Annotated in this window: 26 protein-coding genes and 1 pseudogene; 13 read left to right on the top strand and 14 right to left on the bottom strand. The window is 34.4% G+C overall.

The features are described from left to right. The first annotated feature begins 59 nt into the window (after positions 1–59). The 6 genes from MKX78_RS03520 to MKX78_RS03495 all read left to right on the top strand — a co-directional run bounded on the left by MKX78_RS03520 (position 60) and on the right by MKX78_RS03495 (position 5,327). Positions 60–1,184: a tyrosine-type recombinase/integrase gene (locus tag MKX78_RS03520; protein ID WP_307315138.1), complete on the top strand. Its 1,125-nt coding sequence runs from the start codon at positions 60–62 to the stop codon at positions 1,182–1,184. Positions 1,185–1,199: 15 nt separating this feature from the next. Beyond that, positions 1,200–3,314: a tyrosine-type recombinase/integrase gene (locus MKX78_RS03515; protein WP_307315140.1), complete on the top strand. Its 2,115-nt coding sequence runs from the start codon at positions 1,200–1,202 to the stop codon at positions 3,312–3,314. After that, a complete protein-coding gene (locus tag MKX78_RS03510; RefSeq protein ID WP_307315142.1) occupies positions 3,307–3,687 on the top strand; it encodes a DUF6262 family protein in 381 nt (126 codons plus the stop codon). The genes MKX78_RS03515 and MKX78_RS03510 overlap by 8 nt, the downstream gene beginning before the upstream one ends. 271 nt (positions 3,688–3,958) lie before the next feature. Further along, a complete protein-coding gene (locus MKX78_RS03505; protein ID WP_307315144.1) occupies positions 3,959–4,297 on the top strand; it encodes a hypothetical protein in 339 nt (112 codons plus the stop codon). A gap of 146 nt (positions 4,298–4,443) precedes the next feature. Continuing rightward, the gene (locus MKX78_RS03500) at positions 4,444–4,614 is read left to right on the top strand and encodes a Fe3+ hydroxamate ABC transporter substrate-binding protein (protein ID WP_224936471.1); all 171 of its coding nucleotides are present in this window, start codon (positions 4,444–4,446) and stop codon (positions 4,612–4,614) included. A gap of 500 nt (positions 4,615–5,114) precedes the next feature. Continuing rightward, on the top strand, positions 5,115–5,327 hold the full coding sequence (locus tag MKX78_RS03495; protein WP_095371110.1) for a hypothetical protein: 213 nt from the start codon (positions 5,115–5,117) through the stop codon (positions 5,325–5,327). A 180-nt stretch (positions 5,328–5,507) separates the two neighbouring features. Here the strand turns inward: MKX78_RS03495 and MKX78_RS03490 are convergent, their stop codons facing one another. The 3 genes from MKX78_RS03490 to MKX78_RS03480 all read right to left on the bottom strand — a co-directional run bounded on the left by MKX78_RS03490 (position 5,508) and on the right by MKX78_RS03480 (position 9,764). Continuing rightward, positions 5,508–5,972, bottom strand: a complete 465-nt coding sequence (locus tag MKX78_RS03490; protein WP_307315148.1) for a hypothetical protein — start codon at positions 5,970–5,972, stop codon at positions 5,508–5,510. Between the two features lie 539 nt (positions 5,973–6,511). Continuing rightward, positions 6,512–9,088: an ABC transporter permease gene (locus tag MKX78_RS03485; protein WP_307315149.1), complete on the bottom strand. Its 2,577-nt coding sequence runs from the start codon at positions 9,086–9,088 to the stop codon at positions 6,512–6,514. Then, positions 9,060–9,764 carry an ABC transporter ATP-binding protein gene (locus MKX78_RS03480; protein ID WP_233435328.1) on the bottom strand — a complete coding sequence of 235 codons (705 nt, stop codon included), beginning with the start codon at positions 9,762–9,764 and terminating at the stop codon, positions 9,060–9,062. Before MKX78_RS03480 ends, MKX78_RS03485 begins: the two co-directional genes overlap by 29 nt. Positions 9,765–10,294: 530 nt before the next feature. On the opposite strand from MKX78_RS03480, the gene MKX78_RS03475 reads away from it, so the two are divergent. The 4 genes from MKX78_RS03475 (at position 10,295) to MKX78_RS03460 (ending at position 12,544) form a co-directional block, all read left to right on the top strand. Then, positions 10,295–11,062 (top strand): alpha/beta hydrolase, encoded by a 768-nt coding sequence (locus MKX78_RS03475; RefSeq protein ID WP_307315154.1) that lies wholly within the window; start codon positions 10,295–10,297, stop codon positions 11,060–11,062. A 147-nt stretch (positions 11,063–11,209) separates the two neighbouring features. Beyond that, positions 11,210–11,695: an HIT family protein gene (locus tag MKX78_RS03470; RefSeq protein WP_307315158.1), complete on the top strand. Its 486-nt coding sequence runs from the start codon at positions 11,210–11,212 to the stop codon at positions 11,693–11,695. Positions 11,696–11,795: 100 nt separating this feature from the next. Next, complete coding sequence (locus MKX78_RS03465; RefSeq protein ID WP_095373760.1) at positions 11,796–12,002, top strand: hypothetical protein; 207 nt, start codon at positions 11,796–11,798, stop codon at positions 12,000–12,002. Between the two features lie 131 nt (positions 12,003–12,133). Next, positions 12,134–12,544: a hypothetical protein gene (locus MKX78_RS03460; RefSeq protein WP_307315163.1), complete on the top strand. Its 411-nt coding sequence runs from the start codon at positions 12,134–12,136 to the stop codon at positions 12,542–12,544. A 490-nt stretch (positions 12,545–13,034) separates the two neighbouring features. On the opposite strand, the gene MKX78_RS03455 is transcribed toward MKX78_RS03460, so the two are convergent. Further along, positions 13,035–13,529, bottom strand: coding sequence for a cysteine hydrolase family protein (locus tag MKX78_RS03455; RefSeq protein WP_095370615.1), 495 nt, complete (start codon positions 13,527–13,529; stop codon positions 13,035–13,037). Positions 13,530–13,706: 177 nt separating this feature from the next. Further along, a complete protein-coding gene (locus MKX78_RS03450) occupies positions 13,707–14,588 on the bottom strand; it encodes an AraC family transcriptional regulator (protein WP_307315396.1) in 882 nt (293 codons plus the stop codon). A gap of 109 nt (positions 14,589–14,697) precedes the next feature. On the opposite strand from MKX78_RS03450, the gene MKX78_RS03445 reads away from it, so the two are divergent. Then, positions 14,698–15,618, top strand: coding sequence for an EamA family transporter (locus MKX78_RS03445; RefSeq protein WP_307315168.1), 921 nt, complete (start codon positions 14,698–14,700; stop codon positions 15,616–15,618). 64 nt (positions 15,619–15,682) lie between these two features. Here MKX78_RS03445 and MKX78_RS03440 read toward each other — a convergent pair. From MKX78_RS03440 to MKX78_RS03430, 3 genes and pseudogenes are all read right to left on the bottom strand, one after another. After that, positions 15,683–15,808 (bottom strand): annotated as a pseudogene (locus tag MKX78_RS03440) (tyrosine-type recombinase/integrase); the annotation flags it as partial. 999 nt (positions 15,809–16,807) lie between these two features. After that, positions 16,808–17,572 (bottom strand): HAAS domain-containing protein, encoded by a 765-nt coding sequence (locus tag MKX78_RS03435; protein ID WP_322910169.1) that lies wholly within the window; start codon positions 17,570–17,572, stop codon positions 16,808–16,810. Between the two features lie 14 nt (positions 17,573–17,586). After that, a complete protein-coding gene (locus MKX78_RS03430; RefSeq protein WP_095370623.1) occupies positions 17,587–17,913 on the bottom strand; it encodes a PadR family transcriptional regulator in 327 nt (108 codons plus the stop codon). Positions 17,914–18,207: 294 nt separating this feature from the next. Here MKX78_RS03430 and MKX78_RS03425 point away from each other — a divergent pair, with 294 nt between their 5' ends. Continuing rightward, positions 18,208–19,158 carry a lytic polysaccharide monooxygenase gene (locus tag MKX78_RS03425; RefSeq protein ID WP_341049781.1) on the top strand — a complete coding sequence of 317 codons (951 nt, stop codon included), beginning with the start codon at positions 18,208–18,210 and terminating at the stop codon, positions 19,156–19,158. Positions 19,159–19,311: 153 nt separating this feature from the next. On the opposite strand, the gene MKX78_RS03420 is transcribed toward MKX78_RS03425, so the two are convergent. From MKX78_RS03420 to MKX78_RS03400, 5 genes are read right to left on the bottom strand one after another with little or no spacing between them, the layout of a single operon-like run. Next, positions 19,312–19,914, bottom strand: a complete 603-nt coding sequence (locus tag MKX78_RS03420; protein WP_341049778.1) for a YIP1 family protein — start codon at positions 19,912–19,914, stop codon at positions 19,312–19,314. A gap of 55 nt (positions 19,915–19,969) precedes the next feature. Beyond that, on the bottom strand, positions 19,970–21,163 hold the full coding sequence (locus MKX78_RS03415) for an ABC transporter permease (protein ID WP_095370625.1): 1,194 nt from the start codon (positions 21,161–21,163) through the stop codon (positions 19,970–19,972). A 2-nt stretch (positions 21,164–21,165) separates the two neighbouring features. After that, complete coding sequence (locus MKX78_RS03410; protein WP_341049776.1) at positions 21,166–21,852, bottom strand: ABC transporter ATP-binding protein; 687 nt, start codon at positions 21,850–21,852, stop codon at positions 21,166–21,168. Beyond that, positions 21,849–22,970 (bottom strand): efflux RND transporter periplasmic adaptor subunit, encoded by a 1,122-nt coding sequence (locus MKX78_RS03405; RefSeq protein WP_341049774.1) that lies wholly within the window; start codon positions 22,968–22,970, stop codon positions 21,849–21,851. Before MKX78_RS03405 ends, MKX78_RS03410 begins: the two co-directional genes overlap by 4 nt. Before the next feature lie 7 nt (positions 22,971–22,977). Then, positions 22,978–23,637: a Yip1 family protein gene (locus tag MKX78_RS03400; protein WP_307315176.1), complete on the bottom strand. Its 660-nt coding sequence runs from the start codon at positions 23,635–23,637 to the stop codon at positions 22,978–22,980. A gap of 165 nt (positions 23,638–23,802) precedes the next feature. Between MKX78_RS03400 and MKX78_RS03395 the strand changes: the two genes are divergently transcribed. Further along, complete coding sequence (locus tag MKX78_RS03395; protein ID WP_341049771.1) at positions 23,803–24,051, top strand: hypothetical protein; 249 nt, start codon at positions 23,803–23,805, stop codon at positions 24,049–24,051. A 280-nt stretch (positions 24,052–24,331) separates the two neighbouring features. On the opposite strand, the gene MKX78_RS03390 is transcribed toward MKX78_RS03395, so the two are convergent. Next, positions 24,332–24,934 (bottom strand): TasA family protein, encoded by a 603-nt coding sequence (locus tag MKX78_RS03390; RefSeq protein ID WP_341049768.1) that lies wholly within the window; start codon positions 24,932–24,934, stop codon positions 24,332–24,334. Positions 24,935–24,958 lie beyond the last annotated feature (24 nt).

Raw genomic sequence — 24,958 nt, 5'->3', positions numbered from 1 at the left:
TATAAATTCTAGTTTAATATGTTTATTTTATAATCTTATGTTTTAAGGTGGAGGATGTTATGAAAGTACAGGAAGTATTACTTGATGGTAATAAGAAAAGGTATATGCTCCTTGATGAAGGGGGATTACCTGTAGCTCCGGTTACGAAGTATTTGAAGTATTTAGATGCAACTGAAAAAAGCAGCAATACACTAAAAACATATTGTTATGCCCTAAAGCAGTATTTTGACTATTTGGAAGAAGTAAAAAAGGATTATAAAGATATTAATATAGGGGATTTAGCAGAGTTTATGGGTTGGTTAAGGAGTCCATATTCAAGTAGCAAAGTAACTCCGTTACAACAAACGAAAGCAAAAAAGACAGAGAAAACAGTGAATCTTACTATTACCGTAGTAACTAACTTTTATGATTATTTATATCGGAATCAAGAAATACAAAATGACATGGTGGAAAAACTAATGAAACAATTATTTACTGGAGGACGTACACGGTACAAGGATTTTCTCTATCATATCAATAAAGATAAACCCTCCAGCAAGAATATCTTAAAACTAAAAGAACCAAGAAAAAAGGTACAAGTATTATCTAAAGAGGAAGTTGAACAGATTTATAAGGCAACAGTCAACATACGAGATAGGCTGCTTATTAAACTTCTGTTTGAAACCGGATTGAGAATTGGAGAAGTACTATCACTGTTTATAGAGGACTTTATTTTTGATCACAAGAATGGACACCGTATTCAATTGAAAAATAGAGGGGAATTGCCTAACGGTGCTAAATTGAAAACAGGAGAAAGACAAATACATATTTCACAGGAGTTAATTGACTTGTTTGATGATTACCTTTACGAATTCATTGATGAATTAGAGATGGATACCAACTTTGTTTTTGTAAAATTGCATGGTAGAAATATTGGGCAAGCAATGAATTATCAAGATGTAAGTGCATTATTTAAGAGATTAAGGGATAAAACAGAAATTAACGTGCACCCTCACCTATTCCGCCATACACATGCATCAATGTTCTATCGACAGACAAAGGATATTAAACAGGTACAAGAACGGTTAGGACATTCCCAAATACAAACTACCATGAATATGTACCTTCATCCTTCTGATGAAGAAATTCGTGAGAATTGGGAAAAGGCACAACATGCATTTCAGTTTAGCAAAAGTGAACAATGAGAAGGAGTCAGTTAAATGAAGGTGATGGATCATAGCGACATAGAAAAAACGGGTTATCATGAACGATTAGAAAAACTGTTGGCTACCTATACAGAAAAATTCATAAACGAAGATGGTTCTATCACAAAACGGGAAATTTATAACCCTTATTTTTTAGAAAATGATACTTGGAGTATTGAATTTATTGGTGCCATTCCTAATTTTCACAAACAATATCAAAAATGTTCCAAATTGAAAAAGGATTTAAGTTTTGAAGTATACAGCTATTCTCTCAATCTTGAACTGAAATTTGTATGGTACAGCAAATTATTTCGTGAAGATTGGAATTTGAAGAGCCTTTTTGTTGACAAGGCATCACATTTAAGAAAATTAACAGCATTTTTAAATGAAATGTATTCAAATCTTTATTCTTTACTTGATTTGGATATTGAAAGATTGGAACATGAATGGGTAATTTGGTTAGAACAGAATGGCTTTAAAACGCAATTGATAAAAAATGATATATTTTATGGTGTTCTAACATCTAAATCCCAATCAGTAACATTTCTAAGGCTTGTGTACAATACCCTATCTCAATTAACAGATACACGTAATGAATGGGAAAAAGATCGATGGGATGTTAGAACTTTAAATGCGCAATATGGCATTAAATATAGTAAGTCAAAGCACAATTTTCATATAGATTTTTTAAAAATAAAGAACATACCTATTCGAAAAGCAGTCAAGCAATATATAAAACAACGATTATTAAGTAAACATAATTTTGTATGGTGTACAGCAACTAACTATATGAAACTTCTCCCTAATTTCCTAAATTTCATTTCGTCCATTGAGCCAACTTGGAATGATTTAAGGAGATTAAACAGAAAACATATTGAACAGTTCATGGAATGGCTTCATCAATATGTAAGTTGTCATCTTAAACGTAGAAATGCACATCCTGAAAGTTATATTTTAATGAGTATATCAATTATTAGTAAATTTTTAGCTGACATTCAAAGATATGAATACGCTATCGCTCCTGAGCTCAGTGTTAGAAAGCTGATTTTTCCAGAAGATAAACCGAAAACAAAAAAGAACTCTTATGACCAAATTGACCATATTCCCCAATTAGTTTTAGAGCAATTGTTTGAAAAACTGAACCACTTGCATCAAGACTTTCAGCCTGTTATTTGGGTAGCGTTTAAAACGGGATTACGGATATCTGATGTATTAGGACTAAAACAAAATTGTTTAATCAAGTTGAACGAAAAGTATTACATTGAAACAGATATTGAAAAGACTTATGTGAAAGGACATCGAATCCCGATAGATCAAGAATTAGCAAGTATACTAGCAACCTTAATAGGCCGTTCTATTGAAAATAGCAATCAAGATAATAATCCAGATAAATATATCTTTGTGCGTTATCGTGGATCTCGAAAAGGATTACCATATGCACAACAAACAATAGGAAAATATTTAAATATTCTTGCCAATGAACAACACATTATTGATGAGAATGGTCAAATATTTCACTTTAAAACCCATCAATTTCGCCATACATACGCAGTAAAAATGTTAAACAGTGGCGTTGACATTTTTACTCTCCAGGAATTGTTGGCACACGCTTCACCTGAAATGACTATGAGATATGCGCGTTTATTGGATAATACTAAGCGTAAAGCATTTGAAAACGCTATAGAACAAGGAGTATTTAGTTTTGATCTAAATGGGAAAGTGTATGAAGTATCAGATAAAGAAGAAGTTCCTCAAGACATTTTAGATACAATGTGGCGTGATCAAAAACTTACTGCCATTGATAACCCTTACGGCTCTTGTCGAGCACGATTAAATGGAAATTGCCCTTATGCAGAAGAACCGCCATGTTTAACCTGTAATGGTGGAAAACCTTGTAAAGATTTAGCTGTAGGAATGTCGGAAATGGATAGTGCTAAATACGAAATACATATTCAATCGACATCTAAAATGATTGAAGTCGCTAAACAATATGGTCGGGAAGAAATTGCAGAGAAGAATCAAAAGAATCTTGAGAGATTAAAAGATATCTATAAAACAATTAAAGATGGAAATATTATTTTTGGCCGAATAGAACGAGTAAAACGAAAGCAAGGTGTCACAAATGACTAAATATGACCGTTCAGCTCACATGAAGACCATTCATACACAACGAAAGGCAAACACCTATCAAAAGGTAGACGAAGCCATTAAACGGCTCATAAGAGCCAATGAAAGGATTAATTTTAACAGTGTCTCAAATGAATCAGGTGTAACGAAAGCAACGCTGTACAACAATATCGATATTCGCAAACGGATTGAAGCGTTAAGGCAGCAACAATCACAAGCACCTACACCAAAACAAGTTAAGCGAGAAATAAATGAGAGTAGCAAGGACGCCCTTATTGAATCACTGAAACGAAAGATTAAGAAATTAGAAGATGATAACAAGCAACTTAGAGAGCAATTGAAGGTTGCTTATGCAGAGGTATATAGAAAAGGTTAAGTTTGTGGTGAAAACGGTGCTCTCCATCCCTGTTTGTTCAGCAATCGGGCCATTTTCTTGAAGATACAAGAAATCCTCTTTTCTAAAGTATATTGAATATTTTTTTTAGAAAAAAGAACCCTAAAAAGAAAAAAGTGGGTAGTAAATATGTCTTTGAAAAATCAATGGTTGCTTAATATTGTAAAGGTCTTATTTGCATGGTTAACATTACCTTTTTTGGGGGCACGTAACATCAAGAGATTCCTTCCCCGCATCAATGATTATTGTTCTTATGGAAGGTGTAAATGTTCAAGTTGGGAAAAAGCGAAAATGGTGGATTTTTTATAATAAACCAAATTCTTATTTTTCAGGGGAATTCGCTTTTAATATAGGTCCGTTTTTCGTAGGTTCAATGTGGATATTAAAATGGACATACGGTAACTTCAAACGATTTATCTTTCTCAATGCAATTGTAGATGGTGCTTTTGCATTTGCTTTGGATACTATTGGTAAAAGGATAAAAATATTTACCTTAGTACGAATAAATAAGTTTCAATTTTTTCTTTATTTCTTTTATAAAGCATTTTTACTATATGGGTTTCAATATCTTTTTGAAAGTAAGAAGAATTAAGGATATATTAGTTTGTTGAGGATGGGGCAACTCGTTAAAAAATAGCTAATCGCTTATTCCAGAGAAGGGCGCTATTCCTTAATAAAGAGGTAGCGCTCATATTACATATAAGGACCAGATTCTGCAAAAACAAAGGAGATGTTCAAATGTTTAAACGCACGCTATATTGCTCTAATTGCAATCGAGAAATTCAAGATGGAGAAGAAATCTATGCGAAGATGAAGGCTCCGAAGAATACGATTATGGTTGAGATTAAAGCCTACTTAAAAAAAGAAAGTGAAATTTTTTGTACGGATTGTATGGATAAAGAAAAGTAACCTTTTTTTCTCCGCAATCCGGCGCAATTCTTTAAGAAAAATGATTGTTTTATACAAATGGGACAGGATTAAACAAGAATTAATCGTTACCAAAATGAATACTTAGGTAATAGAGTATTTATTTTGGGAGTTGAATATTGTGAAAAGATTTTTAAAAAGGATTTGGAATGATGTATGGGAGCTTTCAGTAATGTTTATTGGCTGGATAATTATATTTACTAAAAATATCCCAATAACTTTTTTGACCGTTTTCATTATAACAATAATAGGGTATATTTTGGATGGAATTATCAGACTTTTTATCTGGAATAGTAAAACAGATAAAAAAATATAAATGTGTTATTTTACTAGTGAGCGTTCCATCCATTCAATACACTTATTCTAGAATCGGGCGCTATTCTAGCACAAGGATAAGCGCTCATTTTTCATTTTAGGGCCATTTTGTGAAGAAGATACTGTATGATATTTAATATCTAGCTAACTGTTTAGGAGGGATTAATATGGATGTGGGTCATACATTGTTTGCATCAGATAGTATGTTTGCTCTTTTAACTTTTTTACCTATTGTTTTTTATCTAATTGCTATTGTTTTTGCCATTTATTTTGTAATTAAAGTAATTAAGTTCATGAATGAAAAGACCAAATTAGACCGTGAAAGAAACGAGAAACTTACTGAAGTAATTAAAACACTTAATCAAGATAAAAAAGATTAAATAGTATTAAACTTTGCTCAACAAACGGGCGCTTTAGTTGAATAAGAATAACTAAAAAAGTCGATAACTTGAGATGGAAATCGGCTTTTTTAATGGGTGACTTTTCCTTAGCGTTGTAAATCCGCATTTGCCTGACAGTACCCCTTAATGGACTATTTCGGGATTGTTCATCCATTCAATTTAGTTTCGATCACTTTGTGGTGGTAAAACTTCACCATTAAACTCCAGATCAAGATTTAATAGAATTTTATCGGCCTTATGAAGTTTGTTAAGGTCTTGCTCCGAAATAGCATCCTGTATTAGCTGATTGGATAGGTTTAGTCTATCCTTAATAGACTGTGCTGCATTTCGTTTCTCAGCAAGTTCAATTGCTCCGTTCATATACGTTTCAATATTTTCAATTCCTTTTACGTCTGAAAAACTTGAAGTGTTTTCAAGAGAAGCATTTAGGATCATAGAAGTATTACGTATTCCATCTGAAATCGTTCCATTGTCTTCAAGATTTTCATCTAGTGCTGTGGCAACAACATCTTCGTTATTTTTAACATTGTTAGATTCAAGCGCTTTGGTATTATTTTCACTAAATCCAAACCAAGCAGTCGCAATAACCACAGAAGCAATACTAGTTAGTATAATTCCTTTCATGTGAAAAACACCTCCGTATTTTATAATAACAACACTTACCATTTTTTTCAATAAAAGTAGGAGTTGTCGCCTTTTTTGTAACTCTTAAAGCTCTATAATTATTTGTATGTTTATTTTAGAACAATGAATAAAAGAATATTAAATAGATGAATTTTTAGGGGTAGTAAGTCATACCCCTTTTGAAAATAGACCATGGCAGAGAGAATATTTTATGCTTTAGAGAAGGCCTACAAGCAAATTAACCTTTATTTTATGTACAACCCTATACGGGGTAATACCAGCAAATCTGTCACTTAGCCTGTATCGATGTTTTTAATCTCCATTATCGTTTTAGAAATTGCATTTTTGATATATTTTCAGGGCAATTAATAATTTTTATTTTTGTTTTACTTCCAATTAGAGGATTAATTACAGTTATAAAAGGTACTGGATCTTTAAAAATTGTTGGTATTTTGGGAACATACTCTTACTTATTTTTCTTATAAAAGACAAACACACACCAGAATAATTTTTTGATGTGTGTTTGGTTAAACTAAATTTTATGTTTTCAAAAAACTTATTGGTTGAATCTTTGTTACCTTTTTTAAAGGTATCAATGAACCAATAATTCCGGATATTATGGGTATAATTATTGCTATAGCAATAATCCATAATGATTTCACATCTAAGCTATGATACATAAAATAGAGAATACATATAGCAATAAATGCTCCTAAAAAGCCACCAATCACTCCTATAATTGCTCCTTCGCCTATTATTACTTTAGTGATATCCCCTTTCTTCCATCCTACCACATATAGTAGGGCAAATTCCTTTTTCCGTTCTGTGAGATTTTGCCACATAAGTTCTGAAATTGTAAGTATAGATATAAAGAAAGCAATGGCAACTGAAAGATAATGCACTATATTAATTTCTAAGGCGACGTATTCTCCTAACCATGAGCTAAATAAAATACCATCTAATCTAAGAGAGATATAAATATAGACTACTAATAAAGATGTTGGAATAGCAATCGCTATGATTGAAATACTATTCCTTAATTTTCTCCTGAAGATAGAATTGATTATCAGCGATATAAGACTCTTCACATGGATAATCGTTTTTTTGGAACTGATCTCATCGTTTTTTAATATTTCATTAGGATTAATTTTTCCTATTAGAAGTATGGGAATTAATGGACCAATAATATAAATAAACAAGATAAACAATATTAAAAGTAATAATTTACTATATAGAAGTTGATAGCCAGATAAAGATTGTACTAAGAATTGAACAAACAATGAAGTTATGCAAATAATAAATCCAATAAATAGAGACTCAAACAAAATTAACATTTGGATGTGTTTTACTTTCCACCCCATAGCTAATAAAATTGCGAATTCTTTTTTTCTTGCTAAGAATGTTACATAAGTTGTTGAAAAGACATAAACCATTGCAACAATAATTAAGATGATTATTATTGATGAGTAGCCTAGTGTAGTTTCTTGAAGAATTTGCATGGATGCACCCACTTTAATCCACGCTTGTTCCATCCATCCAATCTCCTTGTTATTAGTAGTGATATTCACAATAACTGGGGATGGGGATGAACCGAGCATTATATCAGCCTCTAGCCCAGTTTCTTTTTCAATTTCTTCTGCTATTTTTTCTAACTTTTGCTGGCTTTCCTCACTGAAATCAGCCACATCTTTTATTTTAATTCGGACAGAGGATATAGCTTGATCTCCTAATATTTTCTGCGCTGCTTCAATAGTAGTTAGCATGGATGGTGATTGAATTAATGGTTCATATATATTAGATGTAGGATATACATCCTCAGTGGGATTTATAGGGTTATTGTTTGAATCTAAAACGTGTGTCCCTGTCGGACTTTTATAAGTTTCCATAGGTAATTCATTTTCAGTATTTTTCGATATATCTAAATCTGTGGGATCGTACATACCAATTAAATATGGCTGTAGCCTTGGACGATTTTTAATGGAAGTTCCCTTTAATTGAGCTTCTCGAAACATAACAACGCCATCGTCAGTATTTTCATTAACACTATCTAAAGAATATGCATTTTTCCACCTATTTGGAAAAGGGCTAGTCTCCTCTTTATAGCTTAGACTACTTGTTTTCTCATATAATGGCCCACTGAGTTCTGTTGCATTTTTGACAGTATTATTTGAAAATAAATCCAACCATTTATTATGAATATCATTTGCTGTATATTGAAAATTAGAAATTTCATTGCCGTTTATTGTATTAAGAAAAGATTCGCCACCATTTTTACTAATTTTCTCTAATGATTCTTTTCTTTCTAAATTTGATTCAAAGGGGATATCTAACTTTGTAACATTAATTTGTGTATTTTCCTTTATAGATGGATGGGTACTTAAAATCACTGGGAATTCTGTTAGTTCTCCTTGTACACCTACATAACCTAATTCTTCTAATGTATAAGACTTTACTAAATTGTCATCAGAAAAATAGGAACTGTCAGGTGAGGAAATAACAGATTTATTTAAACCTACTAATTTGGCTTCTTCAATCGGGTCAATGCCAGCTAATAATAGAGGGGAACCTTTATAAAGATCTCCATCGAAGCTAGTAAATCCATATTTTCTGTATATTTCTGGTGTGGCTTCTTCATAAATCCCTCTAGAAAAATAACTTTCTCTTGTTTTTGAGTAGTCGTTGAGTGTATTGTTTGTAGTTATTTTTTCTTCGATTTTATATATTCCTGGTTCATCTATTGATAGATTGTCTAATAATATGTTTATATTCATAAAACCTATGATACTTAGCGGGGCAGCAACTTGGATATCGTCCATGTTTTTTATGGTATGGTATTGCTCTAAAGTAATACCACCAGATATTCCACTTAAATAGTTTGGTTCAAACAGATTGTGTTCTTCAGTAATACTTTTAGTGCCGGTAGGTCGGACCACAATATGGTAAGAAGATTCCCATTTATTTTGTAGTGTATCAACAATTGTTCCTTGTTTTGTCTCAGTTAAACTAAATAGAAGGTTCATCCCACCTCCTATTAAAATTGCCCCCAACAATATTAATACAAACCTATCCTTTTTTTGTTTCCAGTTTTTAAATATGAGTGATAGGTAGCGAGCCATTTTTCCCTCTCCTAACTAATTGGATTCTCCCATCATTCATCTCAATAATTTGGTCTGTTCTTTCTGCTAATGTTGTATCGTGTGTCACCATAATTATCCCGCAATTTTCCTCTTGTTGAATCTTTTTAAGCAAATTAAATATTAACTCTCCGTTCTTTGAATCCAAGTTTCCGGTAGGCTCATCTGCTAATATCCATTTGGGTTTTGTTATTAAGGCCCTAGCTATTGCAACTCTTTGTTGCTGTCCACCTGATAGCTGAAAGGGGTAGAGGTCTTTTTGATCTTTTAGACCGACTAGTTCTAATAGCTCAAATGCATTCTTTTCTCTTTCATATTCTACTTTTCTAGTTAATGTAGGAATTATTACATTTTCTAGTGCGGTTAGAGAGTCTATTAAATGATATTGCTGAAAAACAAAACCAAAATTTTCATACCTTAAATCTGCTATTTCATCTAAATTTAACTCTATAGTATCAATATCATTAATCAATATAGTGCCACTAGAAGGAGTCTCGATAGTTCCTATTAAGCTTAATAAAGTTGATTTTCCAGACCCTGAAGGGCCAAGTACGCTAATAAATTGATTATCGCTTATTTTTATATTTATATCTTGAAGTACATTAGTTTTTACTATGGATCCAAAAGTCTTTGTTATATTTTTTAATAGTATACTCAATGCTAATCCCTCCGTATTTATGTTATATAATCTTTTGTAAATTATAATTATTGTTTTCTTCAATAGGTTATTAGAGAGTGCGCGCTCTCTAATTCGCCTAGATTAGTAATAAAACCATCTGGATTTACTACAATAAATGTAGAAAAAGTTTGTCCCCACCAGACTGTTTTACTCTGATGGATACTGTAGAATCACCACGTGAAAATCCACCCGATATACTGTCCTTTTTCTTCTATCACCACTAATTATTATACACAAGTGGTATAAATTGTATATAATTGTATTTTTTAAGGAAAATAGGATTTCTCCCCATTAAAATGTTGGCTTTATCCCAGGTAAGTGTACCTTCAGGAAAATCTGGCTAACCTTATATTACGATCGGGTGCAAGAGTTAAAGATGAGGATCGCTGGAGCGTTCTTTTTTTTCTTGTTTAACAAACGGGGCAGAATAGATGAAATATATGATAAATTAATAATACAGTTGAGATAGCAAAGGAGGGATTATTCTGTTAGAAATATTTCCTGTATATATGAATTCCTTCAAACAAGATAGGCTGATTAGAGTATATCTACCTAATAATTACAACGAAGGGAATAGAAAATTCCCTGTTCTATATATGCACGATGGACAGAATATTTTTAATGATAAAGATGCAATTGGTGGCACATCTTTAGAACTTGAAAACTACTTAGAGGAAAATGGATTAGAAGTTATTGTTATCGGAATAGACCAAAATACCAGAGATCGAATAAACGAATATTGCCCTTGGGTAAATGGGGATTATAGTAAAAAAATATTAGGACACGTTAGTACCTTTGGCGGGAAAGGAATAGAGTATGTTGACTTTATTGTGAATGAACTAAAGCCATTTATAGACAATAAATACCGTACCTTAAAGGACAATACTGCAATGGCAGGTATTTCTTTAGGGGGACTTATTACCACATATGCTATGTGTCGTTATCCTCAAGTTTTCAAAAATATATCCGTATTATCTTCTGCTTTTTACCGTAACCAAGAGGAAATAGAAAAGCTAATAAGGGATTCAGATTTGTCTTTAATCGAAAGCATTTACTTAGATTGTGGAGATAAAGAATCTGGAAAAGCAGAAAATATAAATAATGAATTTTTAGCTTCAAATAAAGCCATTTATGATATTTTAAAAGAGAAATTAACAAGTACAGAGTTTGCAATTATTAATAATGCTGAACATAACTATTCATTTTTTAGAGAAAGAGTACCGGAATTTTTCTCCTTTTTAACCAATAATTTTGATAAAAGAAAATTTAGTTTGTGAAGGTTTGTACTTAAACTAACGGTGCGTTTCTGCAATTAGACAGAGACGCTTTTTCTATGCCGATAAAAAGGAAATTAATGATAAACTACAGTTGCAGGAATGTTGAATAACAATAATTAAACATTAACGAACATAAGGGGGATTTGAGTGAGGAAAATTACATTATCTAATGGAAAAACTGTAGAAGTTGAGTGTTTAAGCTGTGCTTTGACAAGCGGACTTATTGAACCTGAAGGTGGCGTAGTGGTGGAAACTGAATATTTTCATGCACATCAAGATGTCGCATATCCAATAAGGGGCTTAATCATATTAGCTTCAAAACGTCATATTAAATGTTTTGATGAACTAACCGAAGAAGAAAGAATTGACTACATAAACATTCTTTCAAACATTAGAAAAGTTCAAAGAGAGATTTTAGATATAGAATACGTTTATTATTTTTACAATGAAGATACAACACATCATTTTCATACATGGATGGTTCCACGCTACGAATGGATGTACGAGTTCGGACGTTCGATAGAATCCGTTAGGCCAGTTCTTCTTCACGCAAGAAACAATATGAAGAGTGAAGCAAATACTCAGGAAGTAATGAGTGCAATCGAAGCCTTAACTAATGCATTAAGAAGTTAGCTTATTCAACAAACTGGGCAAGTTAGGGAAAGAAGAAGGAAATATTGTAAACTGTAATTAAGGTCTAAATTATGCAGGTTGAGGTAGGGGTTAAATCAAATTGGATAAGACAGTTACTTTTTCATTCAGTAGCACAATATATGAAGGTATAGAGGCGACAGAAACATTTAATTTTAAAGAATTAGGTATTGATGAGAATTTGGATAATGAAGCACTAAAAATAGAGATAGAAAGAATTTTTCAAGCTTGGGTTTGGGATAAACTCAATATTTCTTTTAGTATAGTTATTAATAAGGACAATCCTTAGTACCGATAACAAACGAGAAACATATTAGAGTAAATCGGCGTTTTAGCTTCTTTTATTGAGGGAGGTTAATTTAATAAGGAATAACTAATTGGGAAGATTAAGGGGTAAATGTAATTATGAGGTGAATTTTATTGGTTAAACAATGCTTAATCTTATTTGGTCTTTGTTTATTTACTTTTACCCCAATGCAAACTGTTAAAGCAGAAACTGTTCCAGAATTAAAAAATTCGTATTTCACAACAGAGGATATTGTTTCAGACCTTGTATTTCCAACTATTGATAAAAGAGTGATAAAAGAGTATGGAGGAGATGAACTATTTGGCTGGGAATGGCAAAGAATCGTCGGTATAAAGTACAATAACAATCATTCTTATGATGTTGTCGTAAGAATTAATATTCCTTCGAAAAATAATGATAATGTTAAAGAAGATTTAGTTAAGGTAAGAGTATCACCATCCTGTGACAGTGGAAAAATTAATAAGCAGAAATGTAATCACGGTTTTAAAATAGAAATAGTTGATTACAAACATTTGTCGCAATAAGAATTATTACCTCATTACTCAACGGATGCTTTACTTCAATATTAGGATGTTCAACAATCGGGCGCGATTGTGGAACAAAAAGTAAAAGGGAGTGAAACATATTATACATGACTAATATGTTTCACTCCTTATTTTTTATGACTTTTTACGATTTAGGTCTTGATAAATTTCAAATGTTTGATCAAAAAAACCTGACAAACCTGTATTTATGGTAATAATAAGAATCCTTTTAAAAAAATTGATTAAAATGGATTCTTCTTCACAGATTTATGTTTGATATTTATAAAAATGTTTGATCATTTTCTACCTGTGTTGCTCCACAATCGCGCCCTATTGTGGAAAATAATTAAGCTAATCTTATTGAATAGGTGCCCTTAAATAGAGTGAACCCTTATTTAAAAATTTTAAAATTTAAAAACAATTTTATCCCCATTGGAGCATGGTATTTGTTGTTTTCGACACTACTTTTTTTGATGAAAGGAATTCTATTCTATAAAAAAGTTAAAAATCTATTATTCCAGAGATTCTCATGATGTTCAATGATTGTTTTAGCTTCCAAAAGGTCACTGTTTAGGGTGGTAGTTAACCCTTTTTTCATAAATAATTTATATCCTAATCCATGAGCCATTCTAATAGTTGTATCTACACAATATTCAGTTTGTGCCCCACAAATTTCAAGTTTATTTATATTTAACTTTCTTAGTTGTTCATTCAAATCAGTCTTGTAAAAGGAATTTGCATGTGTTTTGTTGATATAGATATCTGTATCTTTAGCATCTAGTTCCGGAAACAATTGCCATTCTGGAGAATTAAAAACCAAATCACTATCATTATGTTGAACAAAAATAATAGGATTGTTTATTTCTCTAAACAAACGAATTCTTTGATTAACTCCATTTAATACATTCGCTAGTTTAAATAGTGGCACATTTTTAGGCTGAACACCAATTTGCAAGTCAATAATTATTAGTGCTGTATTTTCCATAATTATTATTCTCCTCATATCTCTTTTAGAATTTATCTACTTACGATATCACAAAATTTTTATTTATTCTAAGTAATTTTCTCGAAATATTAAGAAAAAGCACAACTCTTGATGAAGAATTGCGCTCTTTAACGGAAGACTTGAAATCAAGATAACCTTTCTCCTTTTCCCCACTATTTAAGCCTTAAGAAGCTCCTTTTTATAGGCAAGTGGAGTCATATTCATTCTCTTACGGAACTTACTAATAAAATAACTCGTACTATTAAATCCGACTTCATAGGCAACTTCTGTCACATTAGAGTCAGGTTGCTGAATAAGGACTAAACTCTTCTGGATCCGATAGTCTGTGACGTAATTTAATGGTGTTTTTCTAAGCATTTTTTTGAAATACCTGCAACATTCAGATCGACTTAATTGACCAGATCTTGCAATATCGTCTAACATGATTTTTTCTCCATAGTGCAGATGTATATAGTTCAACATTTGCTTCATCCGACTTTGTTTTACTGCTTCTCCCTCGTCATACTCTAACGGCAGGCCATTTAGAATAAGTTCTTTCCACATTTGATTAATCGACATAAACGTATCAAGTTCAAAGTGTGGTGACTCTTCTTGAATCAAAAGCTGAATGTTAAGAATAGAATTCAAAATGTTTTTTTGCCAGGAATGCTTTGTTCCAATAAATAGATAAGGGAAGTTTGTCGCTTTGATATAAGGATATACATACGTCAGGTATAGTTCGTTTGGCAGGACAAAATGTGGTGCAACATTTAAACAAGTATAGACACAGCCTGATTGTTGGTTATCTTCGGCCATGTGCAGCCGACCACTATTTATAAACAGTCCCTCTCCCTCACTAATTACAATTTTCTCTTCATTTATTTGAAAAGTTCCTTCTCCTTTCGTAACATGAACAAATTGTAATTCATCGTGCCAATGAAGTGGAATATAGCCATTTACATTTTTGGAAATTGTCGTTTCATAACAAGCTATTGGTAACTCAATGGTACGGTGATTAGTCAGTTCTTTTAACTTTTCGTCTAATTTAAAATCTTTTATCTGCAAATTACCACCTCAAAATAATTATACTTTTTCATCCAATTTAACTATTATTATCGTCACTTTTTAACTATTATAACATTATCGTTATATTATTGAGGTGGTATTAATGCTAAAAGGACATACAAAAAATAAAGGCTTACTTCTCGTTATAATAGGAGCCATTTTTTGGGGAGTAGGGGGAACAGTTTCACAAAAACTCTTTCAAGATTACTCTATTCTTGTAAATTGGCTAGTAACCGTTCGGTTGCTCATAGCTGGCATTTTACTTTTGACTATTCAATGCGTTAGGAAAGGTTACTTCCACATCATTAGTATTTGGAGGAATAAAAAAACAGCTGTACAGATAATCATCTTTGGATTACTTGGCATGCTGGCGGTTCAATACACCTATATGGCTTCCATTAATCATGGGAATGCTGCTGTTGCTACTCTTTTACAATATCTTGCTCCTGTTATGATCATCGTTTACCTACTCTTACGTAAACTGACCATCTTCACTAAACAAGATCTAATGACTGTTACTCTTGCTCTACTTGGCACCTTTTTATTACTTACAAACGGATCCATTTCCGGATTATCCGTACCTGTAATCTCTATTTTTTGGGGCATATTATCTGGGGTAGCTTTAGCTTTTTATACGCTATATGCTATTCCTTTACTTAAAGAATTTGATTCCCTTGTTGTTGTTGGATGGGCTATGGCCATCGGAGGAGTTACATTAAGTTTTATCCACCCTCCCTGGCAAGCGGACTTTTCAAACTTTACAGCCGAAATATATATGTATCTAATTTTTGTAATTATATTTGGCACTATGTTTGCATTTTGGTTTTACATTGAAAGTCTACAATACCTTTCACCTAAAGAGACAAGTCTAATTGGTAACTTAGAACCCCTTTCAGCAGTATTAACCATGGTCGTCTGGTTAGGAGAACCCTTTGGCTTTCTTCAATGGTTGGGTATGGCTTGTATCATTGGTGTGACTCTATTACTAGCATTTAATAAAAAAGCTTCTTACGAAAACAATTAGAGAAAAATCAAATCCATCAAAGCTGTCTAAACAATCCTATGCTTTGATGGATTTTGTTCACCTAAGCTTTGCCCGTATTATCCAAGTACTTTATAAATCTCTTAACCGGTTCTATCACTTCAAATTCTTTATCTAGGAGTATGTATAACGGATATGGTTTTTCCTCCACAATTACTTTCTGAACTTTCATCTTTCCACCACCTTTAAATTGGCGGGTAGTGACAGCTTCGCTGGTACTACCTCCTAACACTAGAATTGTATATATACCTGATGACGAATTAATAATTGTAAGATCGAAAGGAGATTTTAGAACGAATGGATATAACGTTAAAAAAGGAGACCTTTTCAAAGCCTCAGAAAAAGAAGGGATGATTGTAAATGGTAGTTTTGCGTGTCAACTTGGCAGTCCTAATTGCGAGGCTTGGTTTGAAATAATCGCCTAAGATAACTATTAAATTTGACATTCAAAATTTGTTGTCAATACTGTAAGCAGGATATACTATGCCTGGCTTTTTTATTTCTTTTACGTATATTTCTCCTATATAAGCCATGCAGAGCAATTTAAGGGGTATTTATTTATAAATACTATGATCTAACATAAATGCTTGTTAAACTAAAGGGAGCTATTCTGGCATAATAACCAGCGACCTTATTACATATAATGGTCCGATTGCAGAACAAAAAATCCTGCATATAAATACAGGAATTTTGATTAATCTTTTTTATAAATTATCGAACTTTTTCACAAATCATCAAACATTATTTTAAATCAACAATTACAATTTATCATAAATTTCATCCCTTACAATTCTTCCTTATTCAACTAACCTGCCCCTTATGTGACATAAGAAAGGAACAATACCATTAATCAAGTATGCCCCCGTTAGATGAAATAGAATTATTCACAATCTCCTACCTCCCCATTTCTGGATGGAAGCTTTCCTTGAGAGATGGTATGAATTGGAATGAAGCTAAAAAGCTTTATTGTTCTACTAACTTAATAGCTTCAACGTTTTTAGACTTAACACTATAATTTTGCTCTAGACTTTAATTCTCCAAATTGAGTAAATCTAATCTTTTCGCTATACTCCTGGGTTGCTCTTAATGTTAAACTCTCTTGCCTGTTTCTAAGACCTGTTGCGAATAGAAAGAGTGAGTATGCCTAACAAAATAAATCATTATTAGTACCTCATTCACTTCCTTGCTGCTTCTTCTTTTCCTTTGCAAAAATATAAAACAAGTACAGTCCAATGAGGCTATAAGTAATGAACATGCCAATGATTAGCTTACTTGATTCAGATAGCGCCGTTTGCTTAAGTAAAATATCTGGTAAGAACAGTGCGAGTAAAACAACTGGAATAATGATCGTTTTGCTCCATATGGAGAAGGCGATGATGAGTATGAATACAACGCTCCCCAACACAATACTGCCGATTTCTCCAAAGTTGACGATCGGTGTGTCTATCATTGTATCCAAAAATAGGACTAATAGATAAAACAGCATGCTAACGATGATTGGTAACGATAAGATGATTATTTCCTTTGTGACGGATGTCTGTTTTCTTGATGTATATTTGAATACAATGGAAACACCCATAATAAATAGGATGGTATAAACAATGATTCCAATGATATTAAATAGACTATAAGCGAGTACTCCATTATCAAGTAAATCTCCGAATATGGTAAAAGCAATCGGTCCCAGCAAGACAAGTGGAAAGTACTTTGCCCATGATGCAAGATCTGATTTCATTTCACCTGAAATACTCTCCATATAGGCACTTGGGGAGTCTCCTACAATTTGGTCAATCGATTTACCATTTGCTTCTGCTTCTATTAGATGATCTTCGAGTTCTGTAGTAATCTCCTTAATTTCGTTGAGGTTTTTTCCACTTGATAGTAAATAGATATGCAAGTCCTCAAGAAATTTTCTACTCTTCTGTGTTAATGCCATTTTTTCCACCTCCACTATTCCATTTCTTTTTTTAGGACGGCATTGACGCTTTTCTCTAGCTGTTGCCACCTCAGGATAAATTCTGCTAATGCCTGCTTGCCTTCTTTTGTAAGAGAATAATATTTTCGCTGCGGTCCAGCTGTCGATGCTCTGCGAACAGAAGTGACTAATCCTTCTCTTTGCATGCGCATGAGTAGCGGATAGATCGTCCCTTCACTCACCGCATCAAAGCCATAATCACCTAGCCGTTCAGCCATTTCATAGCCATAGCACTCTTTACCATCAATAATCGCTAACAGACAGCCATCGATAATTCCCTTCATCATTTGTGTTTGCGACATTTCTTTTCCACCCATTTCACTATCTTGTTTTACAAGGTATAGGAACAGTATAAAAGATACTATCTTGTAAAACAAGGGTTATAGTATTTATTTTTCAATAAAAGCGTCTCTAACTCAAACGTTTGTTAAACCATTACCCTTGTTCCCTCTATCTATACAGATATCAATTGGATATTATATTACAAAACTTGGGCTATCGTATCTAAATGAAAAATTAGGTCCTTCTGACATTTATTCATAACCAATAGAACGATACACTTTTAGTACGTTCAATTATTAAAGGAGATGAAGGATATGTATGGAAATAAAAAACGGTACCTCAGTGGGGCGATACTTATGACTGCCATGCTAATGGCTCCAAGTGCAGCATTCGGACATGGTTATGTCGAGCAACAACCTTCTCGTGCCCTTTTATGTGCACAAGGTGTCAATGAAAATTGTGGCGGAGTTCAGTATGAACCACAATCAACAGAAACAACAAAAGGTTTTCCTGAAGCAGGTTTAGAAGATGGCCAATTTGCTTCTGCCAATGGGATATTTCCTGAATTGGACGAACAATCCGAAACGCGATGGGCAAAAGTCGATATGGATGCAGGGGAGCAAACATTTACATGGCATTTGACTGCTGCTCACTCAACAGCCAAATGGCATTATTACATAACAAAAGAAGATTGGGACCCTAATGCACCCTTAACACGAGATCAATTTGAATTAACCCCTTTCTTTGAAGAAAATGATCATGGGGCAGTCCCAGGCTCAACCGTTTCACATGAAGTAACCGTACCTGCGCGTGAAGGCTATCATGTGATCTTAGCTGTATGGGATGTGGCGAATACAAGCAATGCCTTTTATCATGTGATTGATGCCGAATTCTCTGGTGTAAGTAATATACCTACACCCGAACCTGATCCTGAGCCAATACCTGAACCGGAAGAACCAAGCACAGACCCAGAACCCGAAACGCCTATTGAAAGCGATACTTGGCAGACAGACACTATTTATGTAGAAGGGGATCGTGTAATTTATAACGGTTTAACATATGAGGCACAGTGGTGGACAAAAGGGGATCAACCTGGTATATCGAGTGTGTGGCAACTCATCAGCGAAGCGGAAAACCGTGAATGGAATAGCGAAGTCATTTACTATGGTGGTGACCAAGTACTGTTTAATGGGCAACTTTATAAGGCTAAATGGTGGTCAAAAGGGGACGTGCCAGGTGAATCTAGTGTCTGGGAAGAAATTTAAGTAGGTGAATAACTTATTGCTCTCCTAATTAGACAAGAGAAGTTGTGTGGACATTTCTCATTTGCCCACACTTCTTTTTTCATTTGGCGAAACCGCCTAGGTAGACATCTCATTCCTCTTATCTATCAGCTTACCACCGTCTCTCTTCCTTCATTATTGGAGGATCGTTATAATGAAAATGAAAAGACCATAAAGACTAACCACTATCCACGCCCACATTCTCCTAATTCCAGCTGTATATTGAAGACCTATACCCACGAGGATAAGTTCCCATATAAAGAATACTTCGAGTAAATGTAGTGGACTTGACACGTCACTGTTAAACAAATAACCAATACTTGTTACCTTAATTAAGCCATCACTACCAACTAGGGCTTGAATAATGACATTCAAGACATTACCAAAAGTCGTTACAATGACAATATATGTATACATGGAAAATAATTGTGTAAAGGTTGCACCTGTTTTGACCACTTTTGTTATGACCCAAATTATTAAGCTCACAACTGTTATAAAAAATATGGGACCAAATAAACTGGCAATAGAGATTGGTACGATACTTAGCCACATACCTCCCATTTCACCCAAACCGACTTCAGAAAATATACTGGGTTCTACGTAAAATGCACCGAAAAACATATGAATAAAGGATAAAATAAAGACGATAAATAAGGCACTTTTCACCTTTGGTGTTTGCTTTAACTGTTTAAAGAGCATAGACGGCTCTGATACTAGTGCTTTTAAATCGTTCCACATCACGGTTCCTCCTCTAACAAAAAGAAGTGCAGCTTATCTACTACACTTCTTCTAATTATTCATAACGCAATGATTCAATAGGGTCGAGCTTTGATGCTTTACTTGCAGGTAATATCCCAAAGATGACACCGATTAGCATAGAGAATAGCATGCCTCCAGCAATGACTTGCCAACTCATGAGAGACGGCCAACCCGCAAATAGACTAATTAATGTTGTCACACCCCAACCAAGCAGAATACCGACTACACCACCAATGAAAGTAAGTGTAATTGACTCTATGAGGAATTGAGTTAATACTTGCTGTCTCGTTGCGCCTAACGCTTTTCTTATGCCAATTTCACGCGTACGCTCTGTGACAGAGACAAGCATGATATTCATGACGCCAATTCCACCGACAAATAATGAGATCCCGGCAATACTACCAATAATCATCGTCATAATTGTTGTGACCTGACCGAGTCCTTCAGCGATTTCTTCCATATTTAACACTTGGTATGCTTCTTCCGTGTTATAGCGACTGTTCATTAGAGAGACTGCTTTCTCTCCTGCCTGCTGTAGATCATCTGCCGAATCAGTCTGTAATGTCACTTGCGATATATCACTACTGCCATAAATCGTTAACCAAGTCGAACTAGGCAAGTATACTTCCATACTACCGAAGGAGAAAATCCCTGTTGGTTTTTCTAGCACACCAATAATTTCAACCGGTTGAGCACCAAGGCGAATCACCTCACCCACTGCTGCTTCTCCTTCAAATAGCTCTTCCTGAAGTGATTGACTAACAATAACTGCCCGTTTTCCACTTAAGAAATCTGCTGTTGTAAAACCTCTTCCATCTGATAGATTTAACGGGTTCAATTGAAAATAAGATTCGTTAATCCCCATTAAAGTTGCTTCTATCTGCTGATCTCGAAACTGAACAGGGCCGAATTCTAAGCTTGACGCAACGACCCTTTTCACTTCATCAATTTCCTCTAAAGCGCGAATATCCTCTTGTGAAAAAGCCGAGGCATACAATGCATTGGGATTGGCCATTATCTCTTCATCTGACGGTTGATAAAATAAATCAACCGTATTTCCCGGGCCTGTGAGTTGTGATTTCAACATGGCTTCCCCGCCCTGGCCAATAGCAACAACAATAATAACAGAGCCAACACCGATAATGATCCCTATCATTGTAAGAATGGAACGCAGCTTATGTGCCATTAACGAACTAAGTGCCATTTTTATACTTTCAAGAAGGCTCAAAGTCATCGCCTCCCTACTTGGCGCTCATTTTCGACAATGATACCATCGCGGACGAGAATTCTACGACTCGCATAAGCGGCGATTTCCGGTTCATGTGTTACCGTTACAATCGTAGTACCTTCTTTATTTAGTTGGGTAAAAAGCTCCATAATATTTTCACTCGTTTTTGTATCGAGCGCGCCAGTCGGTTCATCAGCCAAGATCAACTTCGGTTCATTCACAAGTGCACGGGCGATGGCTACCCGTTGCTTCTGTCCGCCTGATAACAAACTCGGAAGCTGTTCCATCCGGTCTTCTAAACCCACCTTAATGAGCGCCCGCTCAGCTTTAGCCATTCTTTCCTTCTTATTCAGACCACTATAGATCATCGGTAGTTCAACATTTTTTAAAGCAGTCAGCCTTGGTAGTAAGTGAAATTGTTGAAAGACAAAACCAATGGACCGATTTCTAATTTTCGCTAGTTCCACTTCAGAATATTGCGATATATCTTCACCGTCTAGTTGATAGGTTCCATTCGTCGGTCGGTCTAGACAACCAATAATATTCATTAATGTCGATTTTCCAGAACCAGACGGTCCCATAATTGCGAGTGACTCTCCATTTTCAATCGTTAAGTCAATGCTTTGTAAAATATCGACCATTTCATCGCCTATCCGATAAGATTTTGTGATTTCTCGTAAATGAATCATTCGACTTCCACTTCCAAGCCATCACTCAATTCATCAGAAGGATTAGTAATCACATCATCTTCAGCTGTTAAACCATCTAATATCTCTATCTTTTCACCAGTGGCAACGCCTACACTCACGTCTTGACGATGAGCTTTTCCATCTCTTAAAAGATATACATAAGATTCACCATCCGCAGATAACACAGACTCAGATGGGACAGTAAGTGCCTTCTTACTACTTGTCTCCACTTCAATAATTAATTGGAATCCTGTGCGCAGTTCAGTAATATCATCTTCAATTTCAACTGTCATTCCATATTGCGCTGGGGTCGCTTCACCAGCAACAGACTGGTTGTTTTCATCTGGCATTAAACCGATGAAATTAACCTTCCCCTTCCATTCTTTATCAGGTAATACATCTGTCCGAATCGTCGCTTTCATCTCTTTCTCGACCTTTAAAGACTCAAATTCTGATAAAACCCCTCGGGCTACCATTTCATCCGTATTACCAATATGGATGACTGGCTGCTGAGTCATTGAATCCGTTGGTTGGTCTTCATTCACTTGTAAAATTGTTCCGTCTAATTTACTTTTTATCTCTAAATCTTTTTGTTGTGCTTCGATTTCTTTCTTTTCTAGAAGTAACTGACGAACATCTAAATTTGCCATTCTTAAATCTAATTGCAGCTGATCTCTTTCCGGAGCTATTTGCTTAGCGGCTTCTTTTTTGCCGACTTGATCATGCAATTCCTTTTCTTGGTCTGAGAGTCGATCTAATTGTTTGTCCACTTGATTGATTCGTAAATAACCAGATTCAATCTGTAAACTCAACCTTTCAAGCTCCATCGCCACTCGTGTATCATCATACTTGGCGACAGCCGTACCTTTTTCAACAGCATCGCCTTCCTTTACAAGGATTTCAGCAATTTCTTCGCCTTCTACACCAGGATACACTTTCTGTTCATTTTTCAAAGATAATGTACCTGGCACAATTAACGTATCTGTAATTACTTCATTCTCAACATTTGCAGTCGTTACAGAAGGTCCTTTCGCAAAAGCTTGATGATAGACGCTTGCGCCTATCATCACCAAAACTACACTTACCACTCCAACAATGATCCAAGTTTTTTTCTTCATATTTATCTTAGACCGCCGTAGAAGTAACTAATGCGAAAATCATACTAATAATAAAGAAGGCAATGGCCACACCGTATGCAACACCTTTACTTAATCCCGCCACTTTATGCAAACCTAAACCGACAAGGATTGTTTGCCAGATGGAGAAAACTTCAATACTCGCCCAAACACTCGTAGCTTCTGCATTTAATACAGATGCTAAACTCGTCACATTTAACTCTGGGTTGCCACCAATTATCATACGAATGACACCATTCAAGATTAGTCCAATGACACTGATAACCAGAATGTATGTATTCATTGAGAAAAGCTGCTTAAATGACACATCAGAACTGGCAATTTTACAAATTAATAGATAAATAGCTGAAGAAATTAATACCGTAAAAATGGGTGAAATGATACCAATAATCACAAACATAATCAGTGAAATCATGTATACCATATCTTGTTCAGCTTGAGATAACTCATCAATTCCAAGATAAGCTGGGTCCATCGATGAAGCGGTAATAATCATACCCACTGTGAATAATAATGTCACTAATAATAGTGGTACCCAGATCTTCGGTTGTTGCTTAATCCGCTCAAATTGCTCTGATGGATTGGCAATCATCCCAAACAAACGTGGTTTCTTTGGCTCCTCCACCTCATGCTTTAATTCAGCTTCCATAAAAAAATCTCCCCTTTTTATAAACTTGCTACAATAATGTATACGTGGTGGCAATTGTAAAGTTTCATTTTTTTGGTAAATAATTTTATTAAAGACGCTGAATACTATCCGATGTTTCGCTCATATCATTAGCAAAGAAATAAAATTTAATAGAAGGAGATTGAAATGGGAGTGGAAGATAAAAGAGAACACTTAAAAGAAGCGCCATTTAGTTTTCAAATAATGAAAAATCAATCAGTTGTGATTTCCTACAACCATAAAGTCATAAAAACAATCAATGGAAAAGAAGCGGCGAAGTTCATAAATAAGATGGAGAACGAAGAGGGCAACATTCAATTATTGTTGGCAAAACTCACTGGTAACTTTAAGCGAGGAAATGAAAGGTTGAGTAAGGAACATCCAAAACAGCAGTAGGGAAATGCCCTTTTTAGGGTGCCTGATGACATGTTTCATCAGGCACTCTATTTGAAGGTGAAGCTTACTAATATAGAAAAGCTTGATTCGAGTACATGAGTTTTTTGTGGCGCTCTTATTTTTCATGCCTAATTTGAGACCGCCGTATCTAGTTTTACAATGGCCTCAATGTGCCATTCTGATTTGAGAGACCGCAATTCACTTCCATGCGACACTCTTAAAGCGGATCCCTCGTTCAAGAGCAATGTTTCACATTTTTATATAAAGACATTTAACCTCATTATTGCTCATCATAGTATTCCCCGGCAGTTTGCTCAGCATTAAATGTCCAATTTACACGAAGTTGATCACCTTGAAATTGATTTTGATCTTGTCCATTATCAACAAATTCGAATAACACAAACATTTTTTCTTTCTCCCCTGCTAGGATACCATCGGGTATTTGTCCACCGCCAACGAATGTATCGATAGCCGTTAAGTCTGGCTCTGTATTCGATAATTCTGCCAATGTAGTTTCGACAACAGGGACTGTTGCGCTGCTTGTATTATACATAATCGTTACTTTGATATGGTCAGCGAAATCTTCTACATTATCCCCATTTGCATCCACTACAGTGTAATCTGTTTGTAGCAGAACTTTATGAATATCTAATGTACCATTATTCTCTAAAGTGAATTCTCGATAGATTTCATCACCTGGTTTGATATTATCAATATTCACAACAAAATCCGGATTTACAGCTAAATCTAATGTTCCTGCTGCAAAAGTATTTTCAGTGGCAAAACTATCACTAAAATAAGCATAAGTGCCTCCGGTAATTAATGATAATCCAAGTGCAGCTGTCATCAGATTCTTTTTTGTTAACTTAAAATTTAATCCCATGTAAACATTCCTCCTAATATATGT

Origin of the sequence: Cytobacillus sp. FSL R5-0569, from assembly GCF_038007265.1 — a bacterium.
GTDB lineage: Bacteria > Bacillota > Bacilli > Bacillales > Cytobacillaceae > Cytobacillus > Cytobacillus kochii.
Note: the sequence above shows the minus strand (reverse complement) of the source record. Positions and strands in the feature narration are given on the sequence as shown.